The 20571-nt window shown below is 47.9% G+C and carries 18 protein-coding genes; 9 read left to right on the top strand and 9 right to left on the bottom strand.

Annotation, left to right across the window (positions count from 1 at the left end; translation table 11 throughout):
* Nucleotides 1-99: 99 nt before the first annotated feature.
* A complete protein-coding gene (locus ACFW2W_RS13545) occupies nucleotides 100-2262 on the bottom strand; it encodes a tetratricopeptide repeat protein (RefSeq protein ID WP_378178687.1) in 2163 nt (720 codons plus the stop codon).
* A gap of 69 nt (nucleotides 2263-2331) precedes the next feature.
* Between ACFW2W_RS13545 and ACFW2W_RS13540 the strand changes: the two genes are divergently transcribed.
* The 4 genes from ACFW2W_RS13540 (at nucleotide 2332) to smpB (ending at nucleotide 5855) form a co-directional block, all read left to right on the top strand.
* On the top strand, nucleotides 2332-2490 hold the full coding sequence (locus ACFW2W_RS13540) for a hypothetical protein (protein WP_378178684.1): 159 nt from the start codon (nucleotides 2332-2334) through the stop codon (nucleotides 2488-2490).
* A 96-nt stretch (nucleotides 2491-2586) separates the two neighbouring features.
* Nucleotides 2587-2757, top strand: coding sequence for a hypothetical protein (locus tag ACFW2W_RS13535; protein ID WP_378178681.1), 171 nt, complete (start codon nucleotides 2587-2589; stop codon nucleotides 2755-2757).
* 130 nt (nucleotides 2758-2887) lie between these two features.
* The gene (locus ACFW2W_RS13530) at nucleotides 2888-4774 is read left to right on the top strand and encodes a protein kinase (protein WP_378178678.1); all 1887 of its coding nucleotides are present in this window, start codon (nucleotides 2888-2890) and stop codon (nucleotides 4772-4774) included.
* Between the two features lie 613 nt (nucleotides 4775-5387).
* Nucleotides 5388-5855, top strand: coding sequence for an SsrA-binding protein SmpB (gene smpB, locus ACFW2W_RS13525; protein WP_378178675.1), 468 nt, complete (start codon nucleotides 5388-5390; stop codon nucleotides 5853-5855).
* Nucleotides 5856-6139: 284 nt separating this feature from the next.
* Here the strand turns inward: smpB and ACFW2W_RS13520 are convergent, their stop codons facing one another.
* Nucleotides 6140-7111 (bottom strand): cation diffusion facilitator family transporter, encoded by a 972-nt coding sequence (locus ACFW2W_RS13520; protein WP_378178672.1) that lies wholly within the window; start codon nucleotides 7109-7111, stop codon nucleotides 6140-6142.
* A gap of 86 nt (nucleotides 7112-7197) precedes the next feature.
* Here ACFW2W_RS13520 and ACFW2W_RS13515 point away from each other — a divergent pair, with 86 nt between their 5' ends.
* Nucleotides 7198-8076, top strand: coding sequence for a Cof-type HAD-IIB family hydrolase (locus tag ACFW2W_RS13515; protein ID WP_378178669.1), 879 nt, complete (start codon nucleotides 7198-7200; stop codon nucleotides 8074-8076).
* Between the two features lie 157 nt (nucleotides 8077-8233).
* On the opposite strand, the gene ACFW2W_RS13510 is transcribed toward ACFW2W_RS13515, so the two are convergent.
* On the bottom strand, nucleotides 8234-9175 hold the full coding sequence (locus tag ACFW2W_RS13510) for a DALR anticodon-binding domain-containing protein (RefSeq protein WP_378178666.1): 942 nt from the start codon (nucleotides 9173-9175) through the stop codon (nucleotides 8234-8236).
* A 175-nt stretch (nucleotides 9176-9350) separates the two neighbouring features.
* Between ACFW2W_RS13510 and ACFW2W_RS13505 the strand changes: the two genes are divergently transcribed.
* A complete protein-coding gene (locus ACFW2W_RS13505) occupies nucleotides 9351-10049 on the top strand; it encodes a Crp/Fnr family transcriptional regulator (protein ID WP_378178663.1) in 699 nt (232 codons plus the stop codon).
* Between the two features lie 65 nt (nucleotides 10050-10114).
* Here ACFW2W_RS13505 and ACFW2W_RS13500 read toward each other — a convergent pair whose 3' ends face one another.
* The 5 genes from ACFW2W_RS13500 to ACFW2W_RS13480 all read right to left on the bottom strand — a co-directional run bounded on the left by ACFW2W_RS13500 (nucleotide 10115) and on the right by ACFW2W_RS13480 (nucleotide 16417).
* Complete coding sequence (locus ACFW2W_RS13500) at nucleotides 10115-11530, bottom strand: ABC transporter substrate-binding protein (protein WP_378178660.1); 1416 nt, start codon at nucleotides 11528-11530, stop codon at nucleotides 10115-10117.
* A 122-nt stretch (nucleotides 11531-11652) separates the two neighbouring features.
* On the bottom strand, nucleotides 11653-12723 hold the full coding sequence (locus ACFW2W_RS13495) for a PstS family phosphate ABC transporter substrate-binding protein (RefSeq protein ID WP_378178657.1): 1071 nt from the start codon (nucleotides 12721-12723) through the stop codon (nucleotides 11653-11655).
* Nucleotides 12724-12803: 80 nt separating this feature from the next.
* Nucleotides 12804-13838 carry a PstS family phosphate ABC transporter substrate-binding protein gene (locus ACFW2W_RS13490; RefSeq protein ID WP_378178654.1) on the bottom strand — a complete coding sequence of 345 codons (1035 nt, stop codon included), beginning with the start codon at nucleotides 13836-13838 and terminating at the stop codon, nucleotides 12804-12806.
* A 29-nt stretch (nucleotides 13839-13867) separates the two neighbouring features.
* Complete coding sequence (locus ACFW2W_RS13485) at nucleotides 13868-15316, bottom strand: protein kinase (protein WP_378178651.1); 1449 nt, start codon at nucleotides 15314-15316, stop codon at nucleotides 13868-13870.
* A gap of 96 nt (nucleotides 15317-15412) precedes the next feature.
* The gene (locus tag ACFW2W_RS13480) at nucleotides 15413-16417 is read right to left on the bottom strand and encodes a LysR family transcriptional regulator (protein ID WP_378178648.1); all 1005 of its coding nucleotides are present in this window, start codon (nucleotides 16415-16417) and stop codon (nucleotides 15413-15415) included.
* Nucleotides 16418-16723: 306 nt separating this feature from the next.
* Here ACFW2W_RS13480 and ACFW2W_RS13475 point away from each other — a divergent pair, with 306 nt between their 5' ends.
* Together ACFW2W_RS13475 and ACFW2W_RS13470 are read left to right on the top strand one after the other, a co-directional pair.
* Nucleotides 16724-17440: an NnrU family protein gene (locus ACFW2W_RS13475; RefSeq protein ID WP_378178645.1), complete on the top strand. Its 717-nt coding sequence runs from the start codon at nucleotides 16724-16726 to the stop codon at nucleotides 17438-17440.
* A 242-nt stretch (nucleotides 17441-17682) separates the two neighbouring features.
* On the top strand, nucleotides 17683-18024 hold the full coding sequence (locus ACFW2W_RS13470; protein ID WP_378178642.1) for a thioredoxin family protein: 342 nt from the start codon (nucleotides 17683-17685) through the stop codon (nucleotides 18022-18024).
* Nucleotides 18025-18160: 136 nt separating this feature from the next.
* Here ACFW2W_RS13470 and ACFW2W_RS13465 read toward each other — a convergent pair whose 3' ends face one another.
* Entirely contained in the window at nucleotides 18161-18289 is a 129-nt protein-coding gene (locus ACFW2W_RS13465) for a hypothetical protein (RefSeq protein WP_378178639.1), read from the bottom strand.
* A gap of 109 nt (nucleotides 18290-18398) precedes the next feature.
* Between ACFW2W_RS13465 and ACFW2W_RS13460 the strand changes: the two genes are divergently transcribed.
* Nucleotides 18399-20471, top strand: coding sequence for an NAD(P)H-quinone oxidoreductase subunit 5 (locus tag ACFW2W_RS13460; RefSeq protein WP_378178636.1), 2073 nt, complete (start codon nucleotides 18399-18401; stop codon nucleotides 20469-20471).
* Nucleotides 20472-20571: the final 100 nt, after the last annotated feature.

Here is a 20571-nt window from a genome sequence, read left to right as displayed (position 1 = left end):
AATTGCAGCGATCGCAATCAGTAGGGTGGGCATAAAAGCATTTCAATTTATCCATTACCAAACCGACGCGATCGCTATGTATTTTAAACGCACAGCAACTTATTTCTTTTTCTCACCCTTCAGCTTTGCTGGTTTAGCTGACTCTGCAACTGCTTTTACAGTCAGCTTTTCCTGCTTCAATTGATTCTGCGATCGCTGTTTGGCTTCTATGGCTTGTTGGTAATCTGACTTGTATCGAATCGCCTTGTCATAAGATGCGATCGCTTCTTCATACCGCTTCACATTAAACAACGCATTGCCCCGACTGAACCAGCTTTCGTAGTGATCTGGCTTGATGGCAACGGCTCGATTATAAGACGCGATCGCTTCTTGATATTGTTTCAAATTATAAAGTAAATTACCTCGATTGTACCAAATGAGGTAATCATTTCGATTGAACTTTATCGCTTGGTTATAGGCAGCGATCGCTTCTTCATATCGTTGTAATTGATGTAGCGACCAACCAATCCCATACCATCCTTTAGAGTAATTTGGCTGAATTTTAGTGACTTGTTTATACGAGTCAATTGCATCTTTATATTGCTGCAAATTCACTAACGCATTACCTCGACTATGCCAAGCTTTGTAGTTATTGGGTTGAAATCTTACCGCCTTGTCATAAGATTCAATCGCGTCTTGATAACGTTGCAAGCTCATTAGGGAGTTACCCCGATTGTACCAAGCTTGGGAGTAGTCGGATTTGGATTCTACAGCTTTGTCATAAGACGCGATCGCTTCCTCGTATTTTTGCAAATTATGCAACGCCCAGCCCCTACTATGCCAAGCTTGATAGTAGTCTTGCTTAAATTGCACTGCCTTATCAAAAGATTCAATTGCTTCTTGATATTGCTGCAAATTAGTCATTGCTTCGCCGCGACCATTCCAAACTTCTAGTGAATTGGGATTAATAATTAAAGCCTTGTCGAAAGAAGCAATAGCCTCTTTGTATTGCTCCAATTTATCCAGTACATAGCCGCGACCTGCCCAAGCTTCAAAGGATTCTGGGCTAATCTGAATGGCTTTGTCATAAGCTTCAATTGCTTCTTTTGATTTTTTCAGATTGAAGAGAATTTGACCGCGACCATTCCACGCTTCTAGGTAGTCTGGTCTAATTTTAATTGCTTTGTCATAAGCATTGAGCGCTTCTTCATTCCGATTTAATTCCGAAAATGTCTTGCCTCGGTTATACAAGTCAGTCGCATTAGAAGAGTTAATAAAATTAACCATAAAAATTGCTACACCTGTTCCTAATCCTAAGACAATCGTTGAGATTAAAATTTTCCAGGGGAGCGAACGTGATTTTTTGTTTTTTTTCTGACTTGTAGGACGAACGGGTGATTTTACAGATGGTGCAACCATGATTGTGACACCCGTCGGTATCTTCAAATCTTTGAGAGCTTGCAATGCTTCAGCAGCAGATTGATAGCGCTGCCGAAAATCATAACGCACCATCTTGTCTAAAACATTTGCGAGAGGGGTGCTGACTGACGAATAGTTGCGCCAAATGATTTCACTCGTCTTGGAATCTTCTGGTAATTCGTTAGGAAATAAGCCGGTGAGCGCCTGAATTCCGATCATTCCTACCGCATAAATATCACTGCTTAATTTGGGGTTTCCGTTCGCTTGTTCGCTCGGTAAGTAGCCTGGAGTACCAATGGCAACAGTAAAGTTACTTGTCGCCCCATTAATTATTTGAGTGCTAATTCGTTTAACTGCACCAAAATCAATTAAAACTAACTTGTTATCTTGCTGACGTCTGATTAAATTACGAGGATTGATATCGCGGTGGATAACATTTTGTTGATGGACAAATTCTAATATTTCCAGAATCTCTTGTAACAGAGAAATCACTTCATCCTCAGATAGCGGCGGGGTTACTCCACTGCTACCGCCTGTAGGTAGTTCCTGGCTAAGATCGCCACCTTCAATGAATTCCTGAACCAGATAAAACTCTTGATTTTCCTCGAAGTAAGCGAAAAGTCGAGGAATCCGATCGTGATTCCCTAACTGGTGCAGAACTTTTGCTTCCGTCTCGAATAGGCGTCTCGCGGTTTGCAAAGTCTGGGGATCGGTTGCTTGAGGCTTGAGTAGCTTAACAACGCATCGAGGGGTGCCAGGAAGATACATATCTTGGGCAAGATAAGTTTGACCAAACCCTCCTCCTCCCAAGGAGTTAATGATTTGGTAGTGTCCTCCCAGTGTTTGTCCGATAACTAAGTTCATGTAGTTTCGTAGCCGTTAGCGTTAGGAAAGCGTCTTTGCAGAAAAATCGCGCAATCATTGAAATCGATTTTGGCACAGAAGAACTTGCCTAACTCCACCTACATAGGTGAAATCAATCCATCAGGTGATTTGATGCGATCGCTTCTCTGGACACACCGCAGCTTCCAGTCAACCCCCCATCGCGCGATCGCTCTCAGCTCAAACGTCTTTCTCAGGGTAGGCGATTGACTCTACCCATAGCAAGGGGATTGCTGGTGAGCTGAAACTTACTTTTGTCAATATGCAACCTGCCTCTTTTGATAAAAGTTAACCATAGGCACACAAATGATAAAAAAGTTTGTCTTTACTACTCTTCTAGCCTTTTCAGCGCCCGTCGCTATCTCCACGTTAGGTCTTGCCCAATCTAACCCCCCAAGCACACCGACCACACCAGGAGTAACAGCGGCGACCCCGTCGATTACACCAGCCGTACCACCCGCGACGCCACTACAGTGAACTGTAACGAGCGGTGTCGCCTAGCTGCATAGCACATATCACTGGCTTCCGGAAATAGATGTAAGTTGCTGAAAAAATTATCTAGATGTGTTTTGAAAATTCACTAGATAACGAGCTGGCAATTTACTCCATGATTGGAAAATTAGTAAAAGAGCGTTACCAAATTGTCCAACTCTTGATATCTGGAGTTTTTGGACAGACTTATATTGCCGAAGACATTCACCAAACAGGCAACCCAAAATACGTTGTCAAACACTTTAGTCTTGCAAGTTTAGACCCCCACAGTTTGAAAAGTGCAAGGCGTCGGTTCCTCAGCGAAACAGAAATCTTGACAAAACTTGGCAACCATGCCCGAATTCCCCATCTGTTGGACTCCTTTGAAGAAAACCAAGAATTCTATTTGGTACAAGAATTTATTCAAGGACATCAGCTGAGTGCGGAACTGCCAATGAGCCAAGGTTGCGTCAAACGCTGGACGGAAACCGAAGTTGTTGAAATGCTGCAAGAAGTCTTGCGTATCCTGGCATTTGTTCACAGTCACGGCATCATTCATGGCGACCTCAAACCGAACAATTTAGTCAGACGCGCCGAGGATGGCAAGTTATTTTTAGTAGATTTTGGTGCAGCGCAGCCACAGCATTCAACTCCCGATCTAGCACAGAGCAACACGACCTTGGCTGTTGGTGGTTTAGGCTACATTCCCTCAGAGCAACTCATCGGACATCCCCGCCGGAATAGCGATATTTATGCTTTGGGAGTGATTGGCATCCAAGCATTAACCGGCGTGGAACCTGCACAATTAAAAGCAGATCCTGAGACGGGTGAGCTGATCTGGCAGCACCTTTTTATCAGCAGTCCCTCAATGCGTCTCCTGAGCGATCGCTTAGTTTCTGTCCTAAACAAGATGGTACGCTACCACTTCAAAAGCCGCTACCAGTCGGCTTCGGAGGTACTGCAAGCCCTCCAGTCGTTAGACGGAAGCCAGAAATCAGTAGTAAAGACAACCAATCAGCCACCCGTACAGAAGGCAGTCGTTCATCGTCAAAAAAAAGAAACTCAAAAAGCCACAATTAAAGAATTTCCACTTCAAAACTCAAGTAAAGCCGAGGGAAATACTCGCTCTTACAAACCTCAACATTCTCCTATACTGACTGGACTTGGAATTGGGATTGCGGCGAATAGTTTGGTGATAACCGGCGGACTTTATTCTCTGCTGAATGCTTTTCCGTCAGAGTCTTCATCAGACATTTTAGTTACAGCGCAGGAGAAATATCAGACGGGAGATTTCCAAAGCGCGATCGCCCTGGCAAAATCCATTCCCGCAAAAAGCCCCATCTATCCAGAAGCTCAAGCCACCGCGCGCGAGTGGAGCCAAGAGTGGCATACCGCTGCCGCTCAATTTCAAGCCGCCGAACAAGCATTTAAGGAAAGCCGGTGGTTAGATATGCTAGAGGCAGCTCGTAAGATTCCAAAAATTTCCTACTGGCAAAAAAAGATAGAGCCACTTGTTCAGAAAGCTCAACCCAAAATTGAAGCAGAATCTCAACAATTATTAAAAAAAGCCTACGAGCGAGCAACAGAAAAAGACTTTACCAGCGCCCTAAACTATCTCAAACTAATTCCCAAAGAAACGCCTGCTGGGGCAAAAATTCAACCAAAGATTGCAGAATATACACAAAAGCAACATATCAAAGCTGATTATTTGTTACAACAAGCCTACGAGCGGGCATTTGTAACAGACTTTGCGGGTGCGTTAAATTATCTGCAACAGATTTCCCAAGACACTCCTACCTATGCGAGAGCTTTAGCCAAGAGTGCGGAGTATACCGAAAAGCAGCATCTCCAAGCTGAAGCCGAAAAAAAGGCGGAAGCCGAAAAAGCTGCCCAATCTGCTTCCCAGACTTCAGCAGAGCGCCAAGATGCATCCAGAAGCAGGGAAGTCGGTGCAACGTATCGACGAGATATGAACCCTGGTAGCCGCCTCCAAGAAGTTACCCTAAGACTCATTCCCTTTTAACTGAGGGAATGGGTAATTATAGCGGTTCGAAGTTATCCTAAGACTCATTCCCTTTTAACTGAGGGAATGGGTAATTATAGCGGTTCAAGGGTTGAGTCAAGTAAGAACCGCTATAGTTGGTAATCTGATATCTTGCACCAACTCGATAACCAGCCCGGAACTCAAGTTCCACAGCTTATAGCGAAAGTCCTCTGAAGAGGACTAATAAGGAGTTTCAGTCCATTTTAATGGACTTGGGCTATTAGCCAGTGATTTGAATCGCTGGCGGGTTAACAGCGTAGGTGCAAGATATGAGTAATTGATCCAGGACTTACGCAACATCACCACATAGTGTGGGCAACCACAGGGGGATTGAACCCGAAAAAACGCTATATGTATAAGCTTTGCGTAAGTCCTGCGATCTTCTCCCCGGCTCCCTTGCTCCCTCTGTAGTCTGTTGCAACTTGGACTTCAGCTATTAGCCAGTGATTTGAATCGCTGGCGGGTTAACAGAGTCGGTGCAAGATATGAGTAATTGATCTTCTCCCCGGCTCCCTTGCTCCCTCTGTAGTCTGTTGCAACTGGTTCTGTTTTAAGGCTACGTTAAGAGAAGGTTTTCCACAGCTGGGCTGCAATGAGTGAAAAGAACGAAGGTATAAAAATTCTTAGCGATAACCGGCAAGCCCGTTTCCTCTATGAAATTTTGGAAACCTATGAGGCGGGAATGGAGTTAACTGGCACCGAGGTCAAATCGATTCGTCTGGGTCAGGCCAATCTACGAGATGGCTATGCCCTGATTCGCGATGGTGAGATATGGCTGCTGAACGTCCACATTTCACCCTACAAGGGCATCGGCGCGTTTTTCAACCATGACCCCCGTCGCACTCGCAAATTGCTGCTGCACCGCCAAGAAATCCGCAAGCTGATTGGCAAGGTGGAACAGCAAGGCTTAACGTTAGTACCCCTGAAGATGTATTTGAAGGGGGGTTGGATTAAAGTTACTTTGGGTCTTGGCAAAGGTAAAAAGCTGCACGACAAGCGCGAAGACATCAAGCGGCGCGATGATAAGCGCGATATGGAACGGGCGATGAAAAATTACTAATGGGATCGGGCAGTCAAGGCGGATCTGGCAAAATTTGCTTTACATTTCGATTCCCCCAACCCCGCGATCAATTGGGGGACAAAAGACGAATCGCAAGTGAAGCGTCAACAAGCCTGAATTGGGATGAAGTGCTAGTCCCCAACTACCAGAAGCGTCACTCAAAATTAACAGGGCTTACGCAAGATCACCATATCTGAGGGCGAACCGACAGGTCGGCGCTTCGCTATCGCAGGGGGATTGAACCGACAAGAACGCTATATGTGTAAGCTTTGCGTAAGTCCTGATTAATTTTGGCTGTGTGTCTCATCTCGTCGATAAGGAATACCGTTCACTTCTAAAGTTGGATTGGAGAAGCTGTAGTTTTCCAGCTCTCGAACATCGTCATCAATATAGAAAATGGCTTGAATGGGACCGTAGCGCTCTCGAATCGCCAACTCAATGCGCTCGGCAATTAGAGAAGCAATCCCCATAAACTCTGGATGCAGAATTAGATGCATCTGCACCAACACTAAACGCCCGACAATTCCTCGTGACTCAATCTGGTAACAGTGGGTGACGCCCCCAACCTGACGGGCAATTTGGGCCAAAACTTCAGGAGCGATCGCAGTCTGCTGCACCATCAGCGGTAACTGCCAATTCACTACGTACCAACAACTTCTGGCGGCTAGAAGGACTAAAAAAACTGCCAGCATCACGTCGAGCCAGAAGAAACCCCACATCACTCCTACGAAGCCTGCTAACACTAAGATGGTCAGCCCCACATCCTTTAACAACTGAATGGCATTAAAACGCACAGCAGGGCTATTTAAAACTCTGGCTTGGTACACGCCCATGAGCGCCAGGGCAAGGGTCGTGGCGACAACCACTCCCAGCAATTGAATCAGGGGTAGACTCACATCGGTGGGAAACGGGAGATCGACAACCCTGGTCGCAGCGGCTAGCTGTTGGGCGGACATTCCCAGCAAATTTAAGCAGGCAAAGCCCAAAAAAGCTACGAGCAGAAGCGTTGCCACGCTTTCCAGTTTGCTATGACCATGCACTTCCCGCCCTGCTAGACGGTCGGGTGCGGCAGTGACCAGCAAACTCAACAAGATACTAAAGCTGGTAATCAGGGTGTGCAGCGACTCCGCTAACAGACTGAGCGATCGCGTTGTCCAACCTGCTGAAACTTTAACTGATAAAACGAACAAGGTGAGCCAAAGCGTCGCAAATAAAACCCGACGACTGGCGCGATAGCGATTCTTTGCCTCGGTCATAGTCTTTTAAGGAGTTATTAGTTTTTGGTTGTTAGTGTTTAGAGGTTTGGTTACTCTAGCAACGAACAACGAACAACGAACAACTCATGTCAAACCCTTCTTTTTCTAACCAGGTAGTTGAGGTAAGCTCTCCCCATTTAGATGCCAAGGCGATTCGATTATTAGTTTTAGATATTGATGGCACGATTGCCGGTGTATCCAACACTATCAGAGAACCTGTACTTCGGGCAATTCGTGCCGTTCAAGCAAAGGGTATTCACATTGCGATCGCTACAGGTCGGATGTATCGTTCTGCTTTGCGCTTCCATCAAGATGTTGGCTCCACGTTGCCGGTGATGGCTTATCAAGGTGCTTGGATTCAAGACCCCGTCACCCAGCAATTTCTCCGTCACTTGCCCGTTTCTAAGCTAATGGTATTGCAATTGTTGGAATACTTTGAGGAGCCGGAATGGCGATCGCTACTTTCCGTCCACTTCTACATCAACGATCAGCTGTATGTCAGAGAACTGACATCAGCAACCAAAGCTTACTCACAACGCTCTGGCATCCAGCCTATCGTGGTTGGCGACCTGCGTAACGCCCTCTCCATTGCTGAACCGACGAAAGTTTTGGCGCTATGTGACGACACTACCGTGATTGACAATTTGCTGGGGACGTTGCGAAAGCGTTACACCCCAGCCGAACTTTACCTGACAACCTCTGTCGCGACTTTCTTTGAAGCGACTCACCCCAGTGTGAATAAAGGAACGGCAGTGCGTTACTTAGCTGAAGAGATATTAGGACTAGACGCCGCTAATGTGATGGCGATTGGCGATAACTTTAATGATTTGGAGATGCTTGAATACGCTGGGATTGGTGTAGCGATGGGGAATGCACCCGCAGATGTTCAAGCGATCGCGCAGTGGGTGGCTCCTAGTGTGGAGAAAGATGGTGCCGCCGCTGCCATTGAAATGTTTTTACTTTAAAACCCTTTAGATCAGAAAGAGGACCGACGACTGGCCGTGTTTCGTCTCGGTCCTCTCACTGGTTCGCTCCTCACACAAGAGCAATAATATTTCATATCATTCCATTTGTCTAGTGCTTTTTATAAAATTTTCTAACTAGGGGTAGACGATGGTGAGACTAAAGTTCTATGGGTGCCAAAATGCCCAGCCTGTCTTGCAAGAGTAATTTCAAAATTGAGCGAGTTACTCCCACTAACCCCAATCTTGCCTGCGCCAGATGGGGCGTCTGAGTCTTGACTTCGCCAAAAATGCGACATTCACTGTAAAAGGTTTCAAAAGCCTGACTCGCATCAAACGCCCGTTTTACCCACTTAGGTTGATTCATGCCCCCCAGTTCATCTAGCAACTCCAGCAACAGGGCAATCAAGCGGCGTTCTGCTGGATGAACCAACTGGAGTTGCCCGTCCGCAGTCAGCCAAGGAATTGGCTCTGGGTAGACTAGCATCAGCGCCAGCGAGTCATTGAGCTGGATTAGATTCTCCCGATGCCCTAAGCGCAGCAAAGAGCAGCAACGGGCATGAATGTACTGTACTTTTGAAAGACTTGATAAGGGTTGGGGACAACTAATCGGTAATGGGTAATCGGTAATGGGTAATGAATAATTGGGAACTCCCTGGCTTTGACTCAGTTCCCCTGACACCAAAAGCTGCAACCAACGGGCTATTTCCGCATCGGTGAGTTGGAAATCAATGAAACCGGGAGGAATGACTTGAATTGTCAAATTTTGTAAACCCACCTTTCCCTGAGCGTCATCGACGCTAGCACAGAGATAGGCAGCTAGCTCAGTTGCAATCTCTAGTGCTGGCAGGTGCCAGAGAGCCGCAAGTTTGAGCGCTACACTCGACCTGTATAGGATGCCCGTACTCCCCTGAAATCGCTGGAGAGAGATTCCGGCAACAGTCATCAGCTCAGCACTCAACGGCACATTTTTCTCTGTCAGATGCGAAGCGATCGCGTCCTTGTCGAGAATGTATCTTTCTCTGTACAAACCGATAGCTGCTTGTAGCTGAATAAGCATCTGCTGCTTCAGAGATAGGCAATTAACAGCAGGTAAATTCACCTTCACACTCACTCCCTTTCAAAAACGTATTTCTCTTATCTAGTCTAGTTTTCTTGCCTCTACCTAAGGTTAGAACTTTCCCAGAAGAATATCTAACTCAAGCAGGCGCATGAGGAAGTATTTTTTGCTACCTTGTAATCCTGGTAAAATTTATAAAAGATCATCGCTGCCACTTATGCATTCACCATCCTCCACATCAGAGGTATCTCGACCCTTTTTAACCTGGCAACGGATTCTAGACTGGGCGCAGGAACACTACCGTTATCGGACTTTTAGTAAAGATGAGCGGATTCCAGCTAGACCAGGACTTTTGTATCTAGTCCAACGGGGTGCAGTCCGCTTAGTCGGCACGGCTCAAGTTAGTGCCAACACCAGTAGTTCCGCTGTTAAAGCCCTGCGTTTGAGTCCAGAAGAAGCTTTTTTAGGCTTCGTGGGTGCAGGACAACCGTTTGAAATTGTTGCCCAGTCACCGTTTACCCTTCAGGCTTATGCCCACGTCGATCAAACTTCTGTAGTTTGGATGTACTGGCATGACCTGGACAACTGGCCTCACTTCCGGCGCGAGGTATTTGATGCGTTTCGGTATCAGCACCAGCGCAAGCTACTGTGGCTGAGTACTCTGGGACAGCGACGGACAATCGATCGGCTGTTGGGATTCCTGACGCTGTTGATCGAAGAATTTGGCGAACCTCAAGATAGCGGTTACTGTCTACCATTTCCCCTGACTCATGCCCAAATTGGCAGTGCCATTGGTTCTACTCGCGTCACCGTGACTCGCTTAATGGGTAAGTTACGTCAAAAAGGATTAATCAGAACTCAAGGGGAGAGTTTGCTCTGTTTACCGGCGTCTGCTTTGAGTGCTAACAATAATTAGCTGTTTTGGGCGTATTGCCATCAGTTTGTTGTCCTTGCTATTGCTTGCTCATGGCTAGCAGCTGATTAAGGACGAAGCGGTACAAAATCGTAGCCGGTGCCTGAGGTGGTACCCGGTTGACTGCGGACTAAAATGACGGCAGCATTGCGATCGCCTGACGGTAAAAACCGGATGATGCCTGATGCCCCAGTAGTAGAAAAATCCGATGCCCTGAGGGCTGCTTGGACTCCAGTTCGGGTCGGATTGCGTTGCAAGGCTGCAATCAAAGCCCGCGTAGCGTCATAAGACAAAGCGGTGCGCCAATTTATATCGCCACCCCAAAGTTGTCTGGATTGGCGGGGAAACTCTGATGTCGAATCGCTATTGATATGCCAAGGCACTGCCAGCACCATCCCAACTGCTGCCTCACCTCCAACTTCCAAAGTCTTGGGCGTGTAAACATCATCTCCCCCCAAGAGAGTGAATCGTTTGCGATTCAGATGCACGACTTGCAGGGCTTTGTCTAAAGTCTCTGTATTCGCTGCTAACATTAGCACCTGGGCACCTTGAGCGATCGCTTGTTCAATACTCCTAGCAGCACTAAAACCGGGTTCGGATAAGTCAAACTCATTCGATACTTGTCCTCCTCCCAACGACACAGCAGTGACAAATTCCGATTTCAGCGATTGGCTATAGGCACTCCGAGAATTAAAGAAAACGGCTGCATTTTTCCGTTGCAATTTGTTGAGCATATATTCAGATAATGCCCTGGCTGCCACGTAGTCACTGGGAACAGTCCGAAAAACGTAGCGGCTAAAACCGGAAAGTTTAATTGAGGTGCTAGTCGGGGAAATGACGACTAATTTGCCATCATTATAAGTAGTTCCTGCCGCCAAAGTGACATCGCTGGAATAAGGACCGACAACACCCAACACGTCTGGATTATTGACCAATGTGGTAGCAATTTGTTTGGCAATTTCTGGATTATTGTCGTCATTAGCGATCGCTACTTTCAACGGAATTCCTTTAATTCCCCCGGCTTGATTAATTTCAGTTTGAGCTTGAGCGACACCGCGCAACATCTCTAAAGCTCCATTAATATCGTTGCCAATCGGTACAGAGACTGCAATGGTGTAGCTGATTTGCTTGCCAATCCGGGCATTGTTGAGATAAATTAAAGCCTCTGGATCGTTGCGATTCGCTTGCAGAGATGATTGTAGCTTAGCGATCGCGCCAGCAAAATCCCCACTTGCAAAGGCTTGCACCCCGGCTTGTTTATCCGAGTTCGTGTTAGCCGCAACTAAAATTTTTTCCCCTACACTAATCCGAGCGCTTATAGAACCTGGTGCTATAGGCACTTGACTTGATTGCACCGAATCGGGTTTTTCCGGAGCAATTGGCGTACCGGAATTGCTCTTGAACCACCAATAACCAGTCCCCAAAAGACCTGCTGTAATGAATAGTGACAGAACAAGAACCGTTGTTTCGTTTTTATGGGACATGGATGGTTAAGCAGGAAGAAATAGGGCTTATTGATAAGTCTAATTAAATTCTTTTTAGGCGTTAAAAATTTTATTTTAAATCGCCTCTCAAACCAGAGTAATTAATCGCTAACAGCAATTGATTAGCGGAGTCTGACAAATCCAGCCTCAGAAATCAGTTGCTGTCCTTGTTCTATCTGCAACAAATTCGCATAAGCTTCACCAGCTTGCTGTTCTCTCTGACCATTCTGTTTAACAATCACAAACAGCTTACGAGTCAGGGGGTACTGACCCGTTTGGAAAGCCTTAATGTTCAGCTGATTGCGTTGACCAGGGCACGTTTGAAGCGGCACAAAAGGCTCTTGGTAAGGCGTTACAAATTCACCCGTTCTTCGCCCAACTGGCAAAGACTTGATGCTACATTGTGGCACCACTTCTGGCGCAGAAGCAAAGTAAATTCCCCCAGGACTACCACCAAGTTTTTGCAGTGCTTGAGTCGTGGTGGAGACAAATTCAACATTGGCACCAAAAGGTTGACCGTTCAAGACTTCTTCAACAAACAGTTCCACCGTCCCCCCGGCATTAAGGGAACGAGAATACGGCTTAATGGGGATATCCGGACCGCCTAATTCTTTCCAGTTCGTAATCTTACCCGTGTAGATAGATTTCAGCTGATCTAAGGTCAAACCTGGAATATTCAGGTTTGGGTTAACAGCGACTGCCAATCCATCAATCGCGATCGCAATTTCTTTGAGACCGAACCCTCGCTGCTGTGCCTGGTTATACTCGGCAGGAAGAATCGGTCGGGAGGATTGGGCGAAGTCAATTTTCCCGTCTAGTAACATTTTGATGCCAGCGCCAGAGCTAGCAGAGCCGGTATTTGGCTCAACATAGCGCAGCCGAAACTCAGGTCGCGCCGCTTGCATACGAGAGTCTACTGCGAGTCGAATCGGTGCCCAAGAGGTGCTGCCACCATAGCTAAACAGCCCAGTGGGAACCTTCTGCACTTCGGGAAAGCCTTCACCCGTGGATGGTGTCGAACTATAGGGCTGATCCCGGTTGTTGGCAGCAGAATCACTGGGATTGGTGGTTTTGTTTAAACCACCAAGGTCAACACCAGATCGTTTGGTAAACCACCAAAAGCCACCGCCCAATAAGGCAGTAGTGAGCAGGAGAGCTAAGACTAGAACCGTGGTTTCGTTTTTTTGGGACATAACCGCTTGCAAGTTTGTCAACAATGCTGACCTGTTCAAGGTCATAGCATAAATTGGTGGTTGCCAAAGGAGCGATTTGCTCAGCGGATGCTGACAAATCCAGCCTTGCTAATCAAGTCCTGACCCTGAGCCGTTAGCAACAATTTGGCATAAGCTTCGCCTGCCTGCTGGTCGATTTGACCATTTTGTTTGACAATTACAAACAATCTCCGGGTAATTGGGTATTGACCGCTTTGAAAGGCAGCAGCGTTTAGCTGGTTGCGCTGGCTTGGACATTGGGAAAGAGGTACGAAAGGCTCCTGATAAGGGGGCACCCATTCATTGGAGTTCCGACCCAGCGGCAGCGGTTTAACGGTACACTGACCGACCACTTCCGGAGCCGAGGCGTAGTAGATGCCGCCAGGATTATCAGCGACTTGTCTCAGGGCTTCGGTCGTCGTGCCGATAAACTGAACATTGGCACCAAAGTTCTGCCCCCCTAAAACATTTTCGGCAAAAAATTCAATGGTGCCTCCTTCTTCTATCCGGCGAGAGTAAGGCGTGATGGGGAGATTCAAGCCACCGACTTGATTCCAATTAGTAATTTTGCCGGTATAAATGTCTTTAAGCTGGGTAATGGTCAGACCGGGAATATTCAGGTTTGGGTGAACGGCGAGGGCAATTCCATCAATCGCTACTGGTATTTCTTTGAGAGTAAAGCCTCTGGCTTGAGCCTGCTGATATTCCTCATCTTTGATGGAGCGAGAAGATTGAGAAAAAGCCAGCTGGTTGTTTAACAGCATTTTGATGCCACTGCCAGAACCGGGGGCACCAGTCGTGGGGTCGGTGTAGCGTAGCACAAACTTAGGCCAGACAGTTTGAATGTCTGAGTCTACTTCTTTACGAATAGGTGCCCAAGTTGTGCTGCCACCGTAGCTAAAAAGTCCCGATGGAACGCCTTGTAACTGAGCAAAAGTTTCCCCTGTGGATTGTGTAGATTGGTTGGTTGGATTAGACCGCAAACCTCCTAAATCAACGCCTGACCGATTCGTAAACCACCAAAACCCGCCGCCCAGCAACCCCAAGGTTAATAGGAGAGCTAAGACCAGAACCGGGGTTTCGTTCTTTTGAGACATTATGGTTACTCAGGAAGCTCACGATTAGCTTAGAGAAAATTAGCAAGTAATTTATAAATTAGGCGAAATAGAGCAGTCACTGCGATCGCGCCTGCTCCAGCTAACATAGCCACAAAGACGACCAACTGAAGGGTAAACCCGTCTCGCAAGGCGGGAAAGAACAGCATAATCGCCAGCGTTATTCCCGCAATAATCAATAAATCAAATTTTTCAATAACGCGGCGGTATTGGGCAAACAGCAGACCCCCAATCGTCATCCCCAATAATCCAATGCTTAGCCCTGGGGATGACAGCAAACTGCCCAAAGCAATAAACAATAATCCACCTTCAAACCCAGTAAAAGCTGCCCCTCCTAAAACCTCCAGTAGAGAAAATCTGCGTCGAGACGAGGGTTGAGAAATGGGGGCGGGCGGCTGGGGAGTAGGGACTGGAGTTGGAGGAGAGGTGGCGGCTGGAGCAGGGACGCGGGGGGGCATCTGAGCTGGTACCGGAGGCGGAGGTGACGGTGATGAAGGAGTGAGGGCGTGCAGCACTTCATCAGCGGACTGAAAACGTTGATTTGGTGCAGGCAATAGCATCTGGTCTAAAATATCGGCGAAGCGATTCCACTCTCTGGCTACTGCAATGCTTGCGCTCGCAGTCACATGAGGTCTCCAATTCCACTGGTTTTTGTAGACATCAAATAACTCGGTTGGCTGCTTGCCCGTGAGTAGGATAATGCAAGTCACCGCCAGAGCATACAAATCCGTTGAGGGATACACTTGACCCCCAGCCATTTGCTCTGGCGGTGCAAATCCCATTGAATAAATTCCGGTTGACGATCCACCAGGCGTTGCCTTCGTCACCTGCTTAACAGCACCAAAATCTAACAGATAAAGCCGACCATTGCGATCGCGCATAATGTTGGAGAGCTTGATATCTCGGTGGATGGAGCCACTATTATGGACAAACTTTAGTACCGGGAGGATTTCTCGCAGCAAGAACAACACCTCGTCTTGGGAGAACTTCCCCTTCTGCGCCAGTTCCTCTTCCAAGTTATGCCCATCAATGAATTCCTGCACCAGATAGAAAAACTTGTCTTGCTTTCCTGGTTGGATGCTGGGGACTGTGATATCAAAGAAAGCAAATAAGTCGGGAATTTGAGGATGGCTGCCCAGTTCTTCTAAAACTTCTCCTTCCCGTGCAAATAGATTTTGGGCAATTTGTAGCTGCGGCGGCGTTAAATCTCCCGCAGGCTGAAACTGTTTGACTACGCATCGGCGCATTCCAGGCGTGCGGCGATCGCGTGCCAAAAACGCCGCCCCAAATCCCCCACGTCCTAACAGCTTTGTCGATAGATACCGACCATCTAAAATCAGATGCATTCCACAGGCGGTGCAATACTTCTGCTGCACCGTTTTGACAAGGTTGTTGTCATCAAGATCGGCAAAAAAATTCAGGGGGCGAGGGCAGCCGGGACGGGTGCAGTAAATTTCCATGAGGGCTAATCGAGCGTTGGTAATTGCTAATTGTTCAAGAGCTATTAGCCATACTTCTATTAGCTATTAGCAACTAACAACTGGCTAAAACTGAAATTAACTGCCTGCGGAGTTAGGAGCAGCTGCCTTGAACCCATCTGCTTCTATTGGAGATGACGCTTCCATTTCCTTTGCCCATCCGGGGGAGGCAAAGGCGGGTAAAATTTCTTGGCTAAAAGCTTCTGCTGCTTTGGAGCGGTAGCGATTGGGGTTAACAATCACCCACAGCATCCGCTTGACCACCACCTCTTCAATTTTTGCGTAGTGGAGGATGCCCATTTGCAGCTCTTTTTCGATCGCCGATAGGGAGACAAACGCCGCCCCAAGTCCTGCCTGCACGGCATTTTTAATTGCCTCAATCGAGTTGAGTTCCATCTCTATTTTGAGGCGTCGGGTATCGATGCCGCAGCGGGTTAGCACTTGGTCAATTACCTTGCGAATGGTGGATTGGGAGTCTAAGGCAATGAACTGCAATTTGTAAAGGTCGTCTTTCTGGATAGTACCGATTTTGGAGAGGGGATGTAAGGCTGGCAAGATCAGCGCTAGTTCATCTTCAGCATAAGGAATAATTTTTAATGCTTCTTGTAGTTCGGAAGGAACCTCTCCCCCGATGATTGCCAGGTCAACTTGCCCGTTGGCGATACTCCACGCCGTGCGGCGCGTCGAGTGAACGTGCAATTGCACCGCCACATCTGGATACTGCTGGCGGAACATCCCAATCATTCGGGGCAGTAGGTAGGTTCCTGTTGTCTGTGAAGCTCCTATAATCAGGGTGCCACCCTGGAGATTTTGCAAGTCTTCAATGGCGCGGCAGGTTTCTTGACAAAGCGTCAGGATTTTTTCGCCGTAGCTGAGAAGTAGGTGCCCTGCTTCCGTCAGTTGTGCCCTGCGTCCTCCCCGGTCAAACAACGGCACATCCAACTGCCGCTCTAAGTTTTGGACTTGTAGGCTGACAGCGGGTTGGGAGACGTACAGGCTATCGGCGGCACGCTTGAAGCTTCCCTCGGCAGCGATCGCTTTAAGAATGCGGAGTTGGTCTAAAGTGAAAGGAAGGTCAGACATACAGGCTTTACCTGAAAAGGGAAAGGAGCGACTGAGGCATAAAGCTCGGCGATCTGTTAGCTTTTTGTCGGTTGTCAGTTGTCAGTTGTCAGTTGTTGGTTGCTGCTGACATTTGACCGATGACCCATCACCAATGACCGAAGGATCGCTAAGCGCTCTCTTGCGAGAGATAGGGCTTAACTCAAGCGATTGATAGCCCACTTCGTTGTAAAGCCTCTCAGTCATCGACAGTAACACAACACGAGATCAAGTCTCTCAGGGAATACTTGGGGGGTCTATTTTCTACTGGAAATTACGTAAAAGTTTATGAATTTCTTTGGCGTTCTGACTCCTAGCCACTACACAATGCTAGGACTGCTTTTAGGGTTTGCGATCGCTCACAGTGGTCTCGCCGCACTGCGTCCTTGGGGCGAAAAAAAAATCGGTCCCCGACTCTACCGCATCCTATTTGCCCTCGTCAGTCTTCCCCTAGCGGTGGTGTTGATCGTTTATTTCATTAATCATCGTTATGATGGGCTACAACTGTGGCAAGTTCAGGGCGTCCCTGGCGTCCAGTCGGTTGTGTGGGTACTTTCGGTGATCTCGTTTCTGTTTCTTTATCCAGCGACTTTCAACTTGTTGGAAATTGCCGCCATCGAAAAGCCTCAAGTGCATCTTTACGAAACTGGCATTATCCGCATCACCAGGCATCCCCAAATGGTCGGACAGGTGATTTGGTGTATTGCCCATACGCTTTGGATTGGCACGACTTTTACTCTCTTAACTTCAGTGGGGCTAGTGCTGCATCATTTATTCGCAGTTTGGCATGGCGATCGCCGTCTTTTAGATCGCTATGGGGAAGCTTTTGAAGCAGTGAAAGTTCGCACCTCCGTTGTCCCCTTCCAGGCGCTCCTGCAAGGGCGTCAAACCCTGAAATGGCAGGAGTTTCTCCGCCCTGCCTATCTGGGGGTCACTGCTTTCATTCTGCTGTTGTGGTGGGCGCACCCTTGGTTGATCCAGGCGACAGCTCGTGTCAGATGGTAGTTCCGCAATTATGCTGAGCCACGCGATCCCAAATGGATGTAGCATGATCCCAAATAACTTTCAGCTTAATTACGCTCTGGTTCTACCGTCTTAGCGTCCCCATAGATGCCTAGACGTGTAGATACGCACTGGTGTACTGGTTGCGCTAGAGTAAGCTGAGAGAGTTTACTTCATTGTTGACTGCTTTACTTCCTCCTTTTGGCTGATTTTCAATAGTAAAAGCAAATAAAACTAGAGGAATCATGGTGCTTTCTGTTAGCGAACGGACGTTTACACAAGAAGTTTTAGAATCTTCCACCCCAGTTTTGGTTCATTTTTGGGCACCCTGGTGTGGATTATGTCGGCTGATTAACCCCCTGCTGACCAGAGTTCAATCAGAATGGGGCGAACAAGTCAAATTAGTCGGAATTAATGCCGATCAAAATTTAAAACTGGCGAATACTTATCGCCTCCAGAGTCTACCAACGATCATCCTGATTGAAAACGGCAAGGTGGTTCACCGCATTGATAGCTTTCAAGGACGGGATGATTTACGTATGGCGCTAGAAAAAATTATGGTAAGTTATTTGCCAAATTCTGCCTGAGATTGCTCTTCAGATACCCGGATGGTGGATAACTGGCGCGATCGCGTGAGTTATCCACCATCCAAGATAAACAGGACTTACGCAAAGCTTATACATATAGCGTTTTGTATGGGTAATCCCCCTGTGGTTGCCCTTACTATGTGGTGATGTTGCGTAAGTCCTGATAAATTTTTTTCGCTCCTGGTGACTTTTCAACCTGAATCCAACGCCCTACCCTTTTGTCAGCCCACCGATCCTCTCTATCGGTGGGTTTAATTTTGCTCACAAGTTCCTCGCTGTCTAAACTGTTAGTTATAAATACTTTAGAGACCGTCTGTGTCACAATGTAAACGGTCTTACCAAGTTAGTGAAGAAATATAAAGTAGGCGTCAGTGATGGAACTGCTCTATCAGTATGCCTGGATCATCCCAGTCCTGCCGCTAGCTGGGGCGATGCTGGTCGGTCTGGGACTAATCTCGATTAATCGATTTACCAACAGTCTGCGGCAGTTAAACGCCGTGGTTATAGTCTCCCTGCTAGGGGTGGCGATGGGTTTCTCCTTGGCGTTGCTCTGGAGTCAAATTCAAGGTCATGCTCCCTACACCCGTACCCTGGAGTGGGCAGCAGCGGGGAATTTTCACCTGAATATGGGCTACACGATTGACCACTTGACAGCCCTGATGCTGGTCATCGTGACGAGTGTTGCCTTCCTGGTGATGATCTACACCGATGGCTACATGGCTCACGATCCGGGGTATGTGCGCTTCTATGCCTATCTGAGCCTGTTTAGTTCCTCCATGTTGGGTCTGGTGGTCAGCCCAAACTTGGTACAGGTTTATATTTTCTGGGAACTGGTCGGGATGTGTTCTTACTTACTGATCGGATTCTGGTATGACCGGAAGGCAGCAGCGGATGCTTGCCAAAAGGCTTTTGTCGTCAACCGCGTCGGCGACTTCGGGCTGCTGTTAGGGATGCTGGGGCTGTACTGGGCGACGGGCAGCTTTGAATTCGACGTGATAGGCGATCGCCTGCAAGCATTTGTCGCATCAGGCTACCTGAGTACCGGCCTTGCCGCTCTGTTCGCCATCTTAGTGTTTATGGGGCCGGTGGCAAAATCTGCCCAGTTCCCGTTGCACGTCTGGCTACCAGACGCGATGGAAGGTCCTACCCCCATCAGCGCCCTGATTCACGCAGCAACGATGGTAGCAGCGGGCGTCTTCCTAATTGCGCGGATGTATCCCGTGTTTGAAGACATCCCAGTGGCAATGAACGTGATTGCCTGGACGGGTGCCTTTACCGCATTTTTGGGGGCAACCATTGCCATTACCCAAAACGACATCAAGAAGGGTCTAGCTTATTCCACCATGTCCCAACTGGGCTACATGGTAATGGCAATGGGCGTCGGTGCCTATACTGCCGGTCTATTTCACCTGATGACACACGCCTACTTCAAGGCGATGCTGTTTTTGGGTTCTGGTTCTGTGATTCACGGCATGGAATCAGTGGTGGGTCACGATCCCGCCTTGGCACAGGATATGCGGATGATGGGAGGACTGCGGAAGTATATGCCGATTACCTCCCTCACCTTTTTGGTCGGAACTCTGGCGATTAGTGGGATTCCACCTTTTGCTGGGTTTTGGTCGAAAGACGAAATCCTAGGAAGTGCTTTTGGCGCGAATCCGGCGCTGTGGGTCGTCGGCTGGCTGACGGCTGGAATGACTGCTTTCTATATGTTCCGGATGTACTTCCGGACGTTTGAGGGCAAATTCCGGGGGCATGAATCAGGCATCAAGCAGGAACTACTGGCGGCTGCTAAATCTCCCCAGGTCGAATTCGCTTTTGGCCCTGGGGCGATGGATACCAGAGAGTTGTCCTCCACAGCCCATGACAGTCACGATGACCACGCCCACAGCGAGTATCCCCACGAGTCACCGCTGACGATGACGCTGCCCCTGATCGTTCTGGCGGTGCCGTCGATGCTGATTGGTTTGGTAGGGACGCCTTTCCACAATTATTTTGAGGAATTCATTCACGCCCCCGGCGAACCAATCACCGAAGTGTTGGAAAAAGCCACTGAGTTTGATTTGACAGAATTTTTGATCATGGGGGGTAATTCGGTCGGAATTGCCTTGATTGGGATTACGCTGGCTTCTCTGATGTACTTGAGAGGCAAGATCGATCCGGCGGCGATCGCTGCCAAAATCCCCTTCCTTTACAAGCTGTCGCTCAACAAGTGGTATTTTGACGAAATCTATGACACTCTCTTCGTTCAAGGGTGCCGCCGCTTGGCGCGGCAAGTCATGGAAGTAGATTTCCGGGTGGTCGATGGCGCAGTCAACTTGACCGGCTTGGCGACGCTGTTGAGTGGTGAAAGTCTGAAATACTTTGAAACAGGTCGCGTCCAATTCTATGCTCTGATTGTATTTGGGGCGGTGCTAGTGGGCGTGGTTGTCTTTGGTGTGACTTAAATTTAGAAACCGTTCGCTGCGTGTTTCTACCCGCTGTCAACAAAAGATAAAAGGAAAAAGTTTTCAGCTTTTTCCTTTTTCCTTTTTAAGTACACTTACT

This window comes from Coleofasciculus sp. H7-2 (assembly GCF_042747725.1).
Lineage (GTDB): Bacteria > Cyanobacteriota > Cyanobacteriia > Cyanobacteriales > FACHB-T130 > FACHB-T130.
This window is presented reverse-complemented; position numbering and strand designations above follow the sequence as displayed.